The following is a 12,184-nucleotide window of genomic DNA, read 5'->3' on the forward strand; positions in this document are numbered from 1 at the left end:
CGCTCGGGAACCGCGCCGGGCGCGTCCGGATGAACGGGCCTTGAGCCTACCGATGCTGCGTGGCAGGCTCGCGCGGATGACCCCTCCGGCTCCCGCGGCACCGCATCTGCGCGACCTCGCCCGGCTGCGGCGCGTCCGCGACCGGATCGACCGCGAATACACCCGGCCCCTGAACGTGGAGGCGCTGGCCCACGGCGTGCACATGTCGGCCGGGCATCTCAGCCGCCAGTTCAAGCTTGCCTACGGCGAGTCGCCCTACAGCTACCTGATGACCCGGCGGATCGAGCGGGCGATGGCCCTGTTGCGCCGCGGCGACCTCAGCGTCACCGAGGTCTGCTTCGCGGTCGGCTGCGCGTCGCTGGGCACCTTCAGCACCCGCTTCACCGAGCTGGTCGGGGTGCCCCCGAGCGTCTACCGGCGCGAGGCGGCCGCGACCGCGGGCATGCCGTCATGCGTGGCGAGACAGGTGACGCGACCGGTCAGGAATCGAGAAGCGTCCGATACGGAGCCGGCCTAGCATGACGGCTCGATCCACACCGAGTACGACCGCCATGGACATCACGATTCATTCCAGTTTCCTCCCGCACACCGATCCGGACGCGTCGCTGGCCTTCTACCGCGACACCCTCGGCTTCGAGGTCCGCAACGACGTCGGCTACAAGGGCATGCGCTGGATCACGGTCGGTCCGCCCGGCCAGCCCGGCACCTCGATCGTGCTGTACCCGCCGGCCGCCAGCCCCGGCCTCACCGACGACGAACGCCGCACCATCGAGGAGATGATGGCCAAGGGGACCTACGGCATGCTGCTGCTGGCGACTCCGGACCTGGAATCCGCCTTCGAACGTGTCCAGGCCGACGGCGCGGAGATCGTCGAGGAGCCGACCGATCAGCCGTACGGGGTGCGGGACTGCGCGGTCCGCGACCCGGCCGGCAACCTGATCCGCATCCAGCAGCGTTGAACCGGCAGCGTTGAACGGACGGCGTCGGGTTCGCAACGTCGAACCGGCTACACCGCCGCCAGCGTCGGCGCGGCCTTGCATTGCACTTCGGGGTCGTCCCGACAGCCACCGCCCGGGCCATCCGGGCGGACATCAAAGGAGCTCGCAATGAACTGGAACAAATGGATTCGGCAGTTCCACCGCTGGGTTTCGATCGCCTTCACGCTGAGCGTCATCGCCACCTTCGTCGCGCTGGCACAGAAGCCGCCGGTGGAATGGGTGTCGTACGTGCCGCTGTTCCCGCTCGCGCTGCTGTTGCTGAGCGGCCTGTACCTGTTCGCGCTGCCGTACCTCGCAAGGCGCCGCGGCGGACACGGTGCCACCGACGGGACTTGACGCCGCCCGTATCCTTCACGGGATCCGCCTTGATGGAATCCTGCCGGAAAGCCGGTTGAACCGAACAGATGCCGGCCCAGGCCGCAGCCGCGGCCTGGGCTCCACCGTCATGGAGACACGATGAACAAGGCCACCCGCAAGGCCACACAGGCAACCGCCCGTCCGTCCGGACCGCACGCCGCCGACCGCCACGACCTGATCCGCGTGCACGGCGCGCGGGTGAACAACCTCAAGGACGTCAGCATCGAGCTGCCAAAGCGCCGCCTGACCGTGTTCACCGGCGTATCCGGCTCGGGCAAGAGCTCGCTGGTGTTCGGCACCATCGCCGCCGAATCGCAGCGGCTGATCAACGAGACCTACAGCGCGTTCGTGCAGGGGTTCATGCCGACGATGGCGCGGCCCGAGGTCGACGTGCTCGACGGCCTGACCACCGCGATCGTCGTCGACCAGGAACGGATCGGCAGCAATCCGCGTTCCACCGTCGGCACCGTGACCGACGCCAACGCGATGCTGCGCATCCTCTTCAGCCGGCTCGGCAAACCCCATATCGGCCCTCCGAGCGCGTTCGCCTTCAACGTGACCTCGGTCACGGCCAGCGGCGCGATCACCGTCGAGCGCGGTGCCCGTACCCGCACGGTGAAGGAGACCTTCAGCCGCACTGGCGGCATGTGCCAGCGCTGCGAGGGGATGGGCTCGATCAGCGATTTCGACCTGTCCGCCCTGTACGACGACAGCAAATCGCTGAACGAGGGGGCGCTGGCGATTCCGGGCTACAGCATGGACGGCTGGTACGGCCGCATCTTCCGCGGCTGCGGCTTCTTCGACCCGGACAAACCGATCCGCAAGTTCAGCAAGAAGCAGCTGCACGACCTGCTGTACCGGGAACCGACCCGGATCAAGGTCGACGGCGTCAACCTGACCTACGCGGGGCTGATCCCGACGATCCAGAAGTCGTTCCTGTCCAAGGACATCGATTCGCTGCAGCCGCACGTGCGCGCCTTCGTCGAGCGGGTGGTGACGTTCACCGTCTGTCCGGACTGCGGGGGCACCCGGCTGAGCGAGGCGGCCCGCTCGTCGAAGATCAAGGGCATCAGCATCGCCGATGCCTGCGCGATGCAGATCAGCGACCTCGCCGGATGGGTGCGCGGGCTCGACGCGCCGTCGGTGGCGCCACTGCTGGCGGCGCTGACGCACACGCTGGAGTCGTTCGTCGCGATCGGCCTGGGCTACCTGTCGCTGGACCGGCCTTCCGGCACGCTGTCGGGCGGCGAGGCCCAGCGCACCAGGATGATCCGCCACCTCGGCTCGTCGCTGACCGACGTCACCTATGTCTTCGACGAGCCCACCACCGGCCTGCACCCGCACGACGTCGCGCGGATGAACGCGCTGTTGCTGCAGTTGCGCGACAAGGGCAACACGGTGCTGGTGGTGGAGCACGAACCGGAGACGATCGCGATCGCCGACCATGTCGTCGACCTCGGGCCGGGCGCGGGCAGCGACGGTGGCCGCGTCTGCTTCCAGGGCGACGTCGAAGGGCTGCGCCGCAGCGGCACCATCACCGGCCGGCATTTCGACGACCGTACCCCGCTGAAGAAGAAGCCGCGCGCGCCCAGCGGCACGCTGCCGGTTCGCGGCGCCACCACCCACAACCTGCGCGGCGTCGACGTGGACATTCCGCTCGGCGTGCTGGTCGTGGTCACCGGTGTCGCCGGCTCGGGCAAGAGTTCGCTGATCCACGGCTCGGTCGGCGGGCACGATGGCGTGGTCGCGATCGACCAGAGTCCGATCCGCGGCTCGCGGCGCAGCAATCCGGCCACCTACACCGGACTGCTCGAACCGATCCGCAAGGCCTTCGCGAAGGCCAACGATGTGAAACCGGCGTTGTTCAGCGCCAACTCCGAGGGCGCCTGCCCCACCTGCAACGGCATCGGCGTCATCTATACCGACCTGGCGATGATGGCCGGCGCCACGGCGCCCTGCGAGGAATGCGAGGGCAAGCGATTCCAGGCGTCGGTGCTCGAGTATCGTCTCGGCGGCCGCGACATCAGCCAGGTGCTGGCGATGCCGGTGGCCGAGGCGGCGGCGTTCTTCGGCACCGGCAAGGCCCACACGCCGGCCGCGCACGCGATCCTCGAACGGCTGGTCGATGTCGGACTCGGCTATCTCACCCTCGGCCAGCCACTGACCACGCTGTCGGGCGGCGAGCGGCAACGGCTCAAGCTGGCCACGCGGATGGCCGAGAAGGGCGGCGTCTACGTGCTCGACGAACCGACCACCGGCCTTCACCTGGCCGACGTCGAACAGCTGCTCGGCCTGCTCGACCGGCTCGTCGACGCGGGCAAGTCGGTGATCGTGATCGAGCACCACCAGGCGGTGATGGCGCATGCCGACTGGATCATCGACCTCGGCCCCGGCGCCGGCCACGAGGGCGGCCTGATCGTCTACGAAGGCACGCCCGCCGACCTGGTCAAGGCCCGCTCCACCCTCACCGGCGAACACCTGGCGGCCTACCTCGGCCGCTGAGGGGCGGCCCGGCTGCCCCCTCCTCCCGGCCGCAGGTCGGGGTGAGGGCGCAAGCGCCGCAGAGGCGGGTGCCGTTGCTTCAGTTATTCAATGGCCCGGAGCGCAACCACAAAAGCCCCTCTCCCTGACCTTCTCCCCCGGCGGTGAAACCGCTTGGGGAGAGGGAATGGATCGGCGCCTGATTCGTCGGGAGCCTCAGGGCGCGCCGCTGGCGGTCACCGTGCAGGTCAGCTCCACGCTGACCGTGCCACCGGCCGGCAACACCGGGATCGTCACCCCGCCGGACTGCAGCTGCGCCACGGTCGGGCTGGCGGGACAGGCCGCGCCACCGCCGGCACTGCAGCTCGGCACCGCCGCCGCGCAATCGAGCCCAGCCACTGCCGGATCGCGCAGGACCGTGCCGTCGGCGGCCGAGGGGCCGGCATTGGCGACCGCCAGCGTGAAGGTCACCTGCCCCCCGGAGACGACGGTCTCCGGGGTCGCCGTCTTCACGACCGACACATCCGCCCGCGGCAATGGCGTGTTGATCATGTCGCAGTCGACCACATCGCCCATCTCCAGGATGTTGAGCGTGGGCGGCGCCGACGGGTCGTACGTGTCGTCCAGCACGGTCTGGCCGGTCCGTGTATTCACGCACACGACGCGACGCGTGTAGGCGTCCAGCGTCGACGCGCTGCCGGGGGCCATTTCCTCGATCAGGGTGAGCGCGTTGCCCGACATCGCCATCGTGCTGACGTACGGATAGGCGCCGGTGGCCGTGCCGCTGGTGGTTCCGGTGCTGACCGTCTGGTCGTTGACGTTGACGATGCGGTAGGTGAACTGGTCGGCCGGGTCGGCGCGTCCCTCGGGCAGCACCTTGCGCAGGCGCATCGCGCAGCAGCGCACGCCGACCGCGAAGCCCTGGCCGGCGGCGGAGTGGATCTGCCCCATCACCGTGAACGGCTGCGCGCTGCCCACCACTTTCTGCGACGCCAGCACCACCGCGTTGGCGTCGCTGCCGCCGGTCATGCCCTTGAAGCGGAGGCAATCGACGTAGCCGGCCAGGCAGGCCGAAGCCACGCCGGGATCCAGCGTCGCCGGCGTACCCTGCTGAACCGCCGAGGCCGGCGCGTTGCCGAGCCACTCCAGCACGCTCCAGGGGCTGCCGCCGGACACCACGCCGAAGTCGAGATGCTCCGGGTTGGAGTTCAGGCGCTCGGCGTCGGCGACCACGATCTCGAACGGCAGGTCGGTCACCTCCAGTCCGTCCGGCGCGTACAGGCGGATGTCCGACAACGTCAGCACGGCCTTGTTGCCGCGCCCGTCGGGCGAATGCAGCGCCGCCGCGTTCGGGGTGAAGATGGTGTAGAAGCCCGAGTTGCCGCTGAAGTTGGAACCGGTCCAGGTCGGCGCCTGGCGCACGGTCAGGCGTGGATCGCTCGCGGTGCCGCCGCTGACGCTGACGTCGAGTTCGACCCTCGAACCGTCCGGCAGGTCGAACTCGAACGGCACGTTGGAGGTGCCGCTGGGCAGGTCCTCGTCGATCGCGCCGAACTGGAACCAGCAGATCGTGCCGACGTGCTCGCCATTGGAGTTCGGATCGGCGAGGCGGCATTCGTTGGCCGCCGCCGGCAGCATCGAGCCGAGCAGCCACAGCATCGACAGGACCAGCAGCCTGCGGATACCGGAGCGGAAGCGGGGGCCGCAAGGACGGGAAAAGGCACGGGCCCCGGCGTCAGCCGGAGTTCCGGTCGGGATTGGAGACTGCTGCGGGCATGTGCGCATCGATCATTGCCGTCCTGGCATTGGCGCGATTACCGCAGGACGGCTCCTCGTGTGATGAGGGTGTGAATTTACGTGATGCGTATCACATTTCAATCACTGAAACTCACCTTTTCTCTCCCGGCCTCTGGGTCGCCCACTTCCCCCGACAGCAAACGCAGGCGCGGCGCAAGCCGCGACTGGACTTTCACGAAAGCCCGATCGCGGCTTGCGCCACGCCTGCAACCTCATCTGTGCGACTTGAGCCGCACCGGAGACGAACTGCCGGTTGCGGCTTCAGGATCACGCCGGCCGCCTGGCTGCCGGACTGACCACCGACAGCCCGCGGCCAGCGCCGACACCCTCAGGGCGCGCCGGTCGCCGTCACCGTGCAGGTCAGCTCCAGGGTGACGGTACCGCCGACCGGGAAGGTCGGAATCGCCAGTCCGGCGGCCAGCTGCGCCGGAGTCGGCGCACCGGGGCAGACCGCGCCGGCAGCGGCCGAACAGGCCAGTGCCGTGCAATCCAGGCTGCCCGGCACGCCGGCGTCGGTGACCAGAGCACCGTCAGCGGCGTCCGGGCCGTTGTTGGCGACTTGCAGTGTATAGACCACCTCGTCGCCCGAGACTACCGCGTCCGGGGTCACGGTCTTCACGACGCCCAGGTCGGCGCAGGGATCGCCGGCAAAGATGAAATTGTCGACGAAGAGCCCGGTATTCTGGGTCGCCGGGGCGGCGTTGTTGACGAACTGGATCGTCGCCTCCGTGCCCACCGCGATGAAGGTGTGGGTATAGGTGCCCCAGGTCACCGACCACTGCGGCGTATCCGGCACGCCGGTGTTTCCATTGAAGATGCCATCGGCAGCGGGCTGCAGCGTTGCGAGGGTGACGGGCGTCGCTCCGACACCATTGCCCAACTGGACGACGGCAATCGAATTCGTCGCCGACAGACCGGAATAGTCCACCGAGAAGGTGTACTGCCCGCCCGGAACAAGACCGGTGAATGTCTGCCGCAGCGTCGCCGCCGCCGTGCCCCAGAGATCGATGCTCTGCAGTTCTGCACTGGCGTTGTTGTAGTGGCGCAGGATGTCGATGGTTCCGGCGACGGTCTGCCAGCCGCTGATCGGATTGGTCGTTGTCCGCCAGACCGCGAAGCCGTTCACGAAGGCCGTATTGTCGCCGGGGCCCTCCGGATCGTTCTGGATGTCCGGGGATTCGAAGGAGCCGTTGTCGGCGATGTTGCACACGCTCGGGTCGGGGCCGGGCGGAGACGTGAACTGGGTATCGGTGTCGCTGGCCGTGTTGTTGGAAGGATCGGTATCGGTGATGCCTGCAGGGGCGGCCACAGTCGCCGTATTCGTCAAGTCGCCACCGAAGCCGATCGGGACCTGCATGTTCAACGTGTAGGTGACGGAACTGCCCGCCGGCAGGTCTGCCGTGGTGGCGATCCCGCCCGTGCCGCTGGCGTCGCCGCACGTGGCCCCGCCAGTGGCGTCGCCGCAGGTCCAGGTTGCATCGGCGATACCGGAAGGCAGCGGATCATCGATCTGGGCCCCAGTGACATCGACGGGCCCGGCGTTGCCGACCACGATGTCATAGACGACCGTGCCGCCGGGCGTATAAGCCGTCTGGCCGTCATCCTTGGTGATGGACAGGTCAGTCTCCAGTGCGAGCAACCCGATATTGAAATCCGAATGATCTCCTGTCGCGGAGTCCGTGCGAATGACGGCCAGAATGCCATCCAACGGCAGAGTGCCGGTGGTGCCATAGGTCGGATTGGGCGTTTCGCTGACCACTCCGTAGCCGCTGGGAATGGTGGCAGCCGTGATGACCTGGCTAAGCGCTGGCGCACTGTCGAGCAGTACAAGCTTCTGGCCGATATCTGAGGTCGAATAAGCCGCGTTCTGAAGCAGGTAGGTGCCATCGACGGCGATCTGGACGAAATCGATGACCTCATCATTCGCGTCGACCACCGCGACATAAGGCAAGGAGCCGGCAAGCGTTTCGTCTCCCGCATCAAAAACGCCGTTCGCGTTGTTGTCTACGTATATCTGCCCCGATACCCTGGCCATTGCCATTTCGACGCGAATGTCGTCAACGACAAGGTCATTCCCTTGAGGAACCAGTGGGGATGTATTGAAGAAATTGAGATATATCGCGTTTGCCGTGTAGTTGACCGGCAACTGGAAGGAAACGGTTCTCTCCATCCACGCAAGAGGCCCCGCTGCCGCGGCACGCGGCAGCGGGGTGGAGTTGTCCGGGCCCGTCGCATGCACCGTCCCCCCACTGGGCTGGTCCTCCACGGTGAGGCCGATGTACCCGTCCGAGTAGATGGGATCTCCGTCGTACCTGATGGCATTGGCCGCCCAGTAGCTGACCCGGTACGTCGCGCCCGGAACTTCGACGGGGGCGCTTATGAGGTAGTAGGGACTCTGAAAGTTGGCATTGAACAGGACCATGTAACCGGCACCGGTCGTATGGTCTGGAGCGTCCTGCCATGCGGGGTTGGCCAGGGACGGGTTTGTGAGCACGAAGTACTCGCCCTCGATGCTCGCCGACGTTCCCGGCGCCAGATAGGCGTCGGGGTCCGAACTGACCGGCTCGGCTCCCTGTCCGAAGTCCTGGATCAACAAAGAGTTCCAGATGGCCTGCGCCTGCACGCCGCTGCTCCACGCCGCCGAGACGAGACCCACCGCGCAGATCGCCATGGCTGCGAGACGGTGCCGCCCGCCTTCCAGGCGCAAGCTGCTTCCGGCATCGTTGCGCCGGGCGCCGGGATTACGTTTCGTGCCGCTCATGCTCGTCCCCTTTCCGTCCCGGCGTGATCCTTCGCTCTGGCCCCGCTTCATCAATAGCTCCCCACGAAGTTCACGAACCAGCCGCGGTGGTCGTAGTCGAAGTCGGTCAGGTCGTCGCTGAAGTCGGTGAAGTTGTAGCCGGCGCCGATGCGGAAGTTGCGGCCGATGTCGCGGTCGACACCGACCAGGAAGCCCTGGCGGGTGCCGCCGTCCTTCACGTCCAGCCAGCGGTACTCCGCCAGCGCATGCCAGCGCTCGTGGAGTTCGTAGCGGACCTGGCCGGCGGCGAAGGTGGTCGCCGAGTCGAACCAGGCACCGGTGCCGCGGCCGAAGCGCACCTCGCCCTCGCGCCGCGCCAGCTTGGCGGCCAGCTCCCAGTGATGGTCGAGCCGGTACACGCCCTCGAACGCCAGCACCTGGCTCTTCTGGTCGTAGTCCGCGCCGCCGACCTGCCCCAGCGTGGCCAGGTCGTACAGGTACGTGTAGCGGCCGAACAGGCCCCAGCGGCTGCTGTTCCACGGCCGGTAGGCGAAGCCGAAGTTGCCCTCGATGAACTTCGCGCCCGCGGACGGGTTCAGCTCGTCGTCGGTGTCGGCATAGTTGAAGCGCGCGGCGATCCGCCAGCTCTCGTTGAGCTTGTGGCTCAGCCGGTGGGTGCTGACCCACTGGGTGCGCCGCTCCACGCCGCTGTCGCGCCGCCACTCCAGCTTGCTCTGCCAGTCGGTGTCCGGCGAGTTGCGGCCGCCGGTGAGGCTGACCGCCTGGCGGTCGACCTGGCCGCCGGCGCTGTTGGTCAACTCGCCGTCGCTGAGGGTGAAACCCAGGTTCCAGCCCACCGCCGGGTAGAAGTCCATGCCGTAGGTATGGGCCAGCCCCGATTCGTTGCGGGTGCGGATGTACTGGCTCTCGTTGAACAGGTTCACCTGGTTCGACAGCCGCCAGCGCTGGCCGAAGGTCCAGCCGTTCTGCTGGTTCGGATTGAACAGCGAGTGGTACTGGGTGTTGTCGGTCGAATAGGTGTAGCCGCCGTAGAAGCTGTGCTGCGCGGTCAGCCTGTACTCGCCGCTGATCGTCGCCGCGTCACCGCGGTCGCCGGTGGTGACCTCGGCACCGAGGGTCGACAGGTCGGCGAAGTTGTAGCGCGCCCCCAGCGAATAGGCGTCGTTGTCGGCATAGTCGCCGTCGTCGTCGTCGAGGGTGAACTGGGCGGTGCCGAACAGGTCCAGCGCGGTACCTAAGCGGTGGGTGTAGCGCAATGCGCCCAGGGTGCCGGCGACGTCCTCGCCGCTGGCGCGTTCCTCTTCGGTGCGGCGCAGTTCGGCGGTCAGCGAGCCGTCGTCGCCGATCCGCCACTCGCCGTCGAGCTGCATCTGGGTCAGCGCCTCGTCGCTGCGTTCGGCGCGGCTGTAGCGGGCGTGGATGCCGAGACTGGGGCTGAAGCGGCCGAGCAGCTCGACGCCGTGCTCCTCGATCTCGCGGCCGCTGTCGTAGCGCGAGATCGAATAGCCGGCATCGACCTGACGCCACCACGCACCAGCGCTCCATTCCTGCTCGGTCCAGCCCAGTTCCTGGAAGTTCGCCCGCGCCTCGACCGCGCTGGCCTCGCCCTCGCGCGGGCCGTCGGGGTTGAGCCGGGTGAACGACAGGCCGCCGTTGTCGGAGAAGAACACCGGCGTGCTGGTCGCCTCGGTGCGGCTGTGTTCGAGCTTCAGGTAGGTGCCCTTGCCGGCCTGCAGGGTCAGGTCGGCGCCCATCAGGCTGTAGTCCTCGCCGGCACGGTTCTCGTCGACGTAGGTCAGCCCGACGCCGACATGGTCGCCGAACCAGTGCTTGCCGCGCATGCCGGCGGTGATCTCGTCGGCGTCGAAATCCGACGGCAGCCACTCGTAATCGACCAGCAGCCGCTGCTCGAAGCCGTCCAGCGGGGTGTCGCGGGTGATGGTCGGGATGTTCTGGCGGGTGATCTGCGACAGCGCCCGGGTCAGCAGGATCCGGCCCTGCAGTTCGTCGATCTCGTAGTCGGCGCCGCGCAACAGTTCGATCCGCTGCTCGACCCGGCCGGTGCTGCGGTCGCGCACCTCCAGCACCACGTGGTCGGAACCGGGCAACACGTCGGTGTGGCGCAGGTAGTACAGGCTGCCGCCGGTGCCGATGAACTCGCTGTGGCCCGGTGCGGTCTGCGCCTCGGAGCCGAACGCGCGCAGCTCGGTGGCCGGGTCGCCCCACGCATTGGCCGCACGCGAGCGCCAGTTCAGGCCGGCGCCGTACAACGAACGCACGTACTGCGCGTACTCGGTGCCGGTGATGCCTGTGTAGAAGTTACCCCACAGCGCCTCGTTCTTGTCCCAGTCGGCGCGCAGGTAGAAGCGCCCCATGGTGTCGACGTCGCGGTAGGTCGTCGAGTCATCGCCGTAGGTCGGGTAGTACAGGTCCGGATCCAGGCGCCGGAAGATGTCCTGCGGATCGGCCTGGGAGAAGCCGTCGAACAGGTCTTCCAGCGGCCGGTCGTGGGTGTCGGCCTGGGCGGTGATCAGGTATTTGCCGCGCGTCTTGGCCTTCATGTAGAACGCCAGCCGGCCGTCGCTGAGGATGTCGTCCCCGCGGCCGGCCTCGGCGATGTCGCGGCCGCGGCCGCTGGCCTTGTTCTCGTACACGGTCAGGTCGGCGATGCCGACGCCGAAGAAGTAGCGGCCGCTGACGTCCACGTCCAATGCATGCCGGACCGGGCTCGCGCCCTCCGGCCCCTGCAGGGCGATGTCGAAGCGGTGGCGGCCGACCGGCATCAGGTACTCGGCGACGAACTTGCGCTCCAGGTCGACCGGATAGCTGTCGCCGTTGATCAGCAGGCCGTAGCCGGCCGGCAGGTTGCGGCCCTGCACGCGCACCCGTGAACCGTAGATCGGGATGTTCTGGTAGCGCAGCGCACTTTCGCCGAACACGTCGTCGACCAGTTGCTGGGTCTGCGCCTGATCCTCGCTGAGCGCGGTACCGAGCGTGCGCTCGGTCTGGTCGCGCAGCCGCTGGCGGCCGCGCTCGGCTTCGTCCGGCCGCACCAGCTGCAGCCGCCGCGGCTGGGTCTCGTCGATGTTGCCCTCGGCATCGAACGCACGCAGCACGTACACCAGCTCGTCACCGGTGCGGAACGGAATGTCCGCGGGCAAGGCGCCGCCCCATTCGGTCTGGGACACCGCGGCGACCTCGATCGGCACCTTCGCCAGCGGATTGACCAGGTCGGCGTCGGTCGCACGGAACACCGCCAACTCCATCCGCTCGATGAAGCCGCTGTAGTTGCCGCGCACGAAGAAGCGCACCGGCCGGGTGATCGCCTTGCCGTCGAACGGCACCATCGTCGGCGCCGACACCGACAGCTCGGGCTGACCGAGGTTCGGATCCTCGGTCGCCCAGATCACGCCGCCGCCGGGCAGGTTCACCGAGAACCGGCCCTGCGCCACCGCGCGTCCGGGCTGCTCCAGGCCGATCGCGACCCGGCGGTCGGGCTGCAGCGCCTCCGACGAGGAACCCGCGCCGGTGCTTTCGGTCACCGGCTGGTCGTAGCTGCGCGTGCGCAGCCGGAACACCAGGTCTTCGCCGGAGTCGCAGCCGCCGGCATCGCAGTCGAGTTCAGGCGGCGGCGCGTCACCGGGCGACGGGGCCGGCTGGGCCGGGGCCGGCTGCAAGGGGGCCTGTTTCACGGAGGCCTGTTGCGCCGGCACTTGCTCTGCCAGGGCAGGCGACGTCATGCCGGCGAGGATGCCGATCAGGGCGGTATCGAGCAGCTTCATCTTCATGA

The 12,184-nt window shown here is 68.1% G+C and carries 7 protein-coding genes; 4 read left to right on the plus strand and 3 right to left on the minus strand.

Annotation, left to right across the window (positions count from 1 at the left end; translation table 11 throughout):
* Positions 1-40 precede the first annotated feature (40 nt).
* From L3V18_RS07450 to L3V18_RS07465, 4 genes are all read left to right on the plus strand, one after another.
* Positions 41-517, plus strand: coding sequence for a helix-turn-helix transcriptional regulator (locus tag L3V18_RS07450; RefSeq protein WP_237054043.1), 477 nt, complete (start codon positions 41-43; stop codon positions 515-517).
* 34 nt (positions 518-551) lie between these two features.
* Complete coding sequence (locus L3V18_RS07455; protein ID WP_237054044.1) at positions 552-959, plus strand: VOC family protein; 408 nt, start codon at positions 552-554, stop codon at positions 957-959.
* Between the two features lie 147 nt (positions 960-1,106).
* Positions 1,107-1,334 (plus strand): hypothetical protein, encoded by a 228-nt coding sequence (locus tag L3V18_RS07460; RefSeq protein ID WP_237054045.1) that lies wholly within the window; start codon positions 1,107-1,109, stop codon positions 1,332-1,334.
* A 120-nt stretch (positions 1,335-1,454) separates the two neighbouring features.
* A complete protein-coding gene (locus L3V18_RS07465; protein WP_237054046.1) occupies positions 1,455-3,857 on the plus strand; it encodes an ATP-binding cassette domain-containing protein in 2,403 nt (800 codons plus the stop codon).
* Between the two features lie 195 nt (positions 3,858-4,052).
* On the opposite strand, the gene L3V18_RS07470 is transcribed toward L3V18_RS07465, so the two are convergent.
* From L3V18_RS07470 to L3V18_RS07480, 3 genes are all read right to left on the minus strand, one after another.
* Positions 4,053-5,495 (minus strand): DUF11 domain-containing protein, encoded by a 1,443-nt coding sequence (locus L3V18_RS07470; protein ID WP_237054047.1) that lies wholly within the window; start codon positions 5,493-5,495, stop codon positions 4,053-4,055.
* A gap of 466 nt (positions 5,496-5,961) precedes the next feature.
* The gene (locus L3V18_RS07475) at positions 5,962-8,394 is read right to left on the minus strand and encodes a hypothetical protein (protein WP_237054048.1); all 2,433 of its coding nucleotides are present in this window, start codon (positions 8,392-8,394) and stop codon (positions 5,962-5,964) included.
* A gap of 50 nt (positions 8,395-8,444) precedes the next feature.
* A complete protein-coding gene (locus L3V18_RS07480; protein ID WP_237054049.1) occupies positions 8,445-12,182 on the minus strand; it encodes a TonB-dependent receptor in 3,738 nt (1,245 codons plus the stop codon).
* Between the last annotated feature and the right edge of the window lie 2 nt (positions 12,183-12,184).

The organism is Marilutibacter chinensis, assembly GCF_021725675.1.
Lineage (GTDB): Bacteria > Pseudomonadota > Gammaproteobacteria > Xanthomonadales > Xanthomonadaceae > Marilutibacter > Marilutibacter chinensis.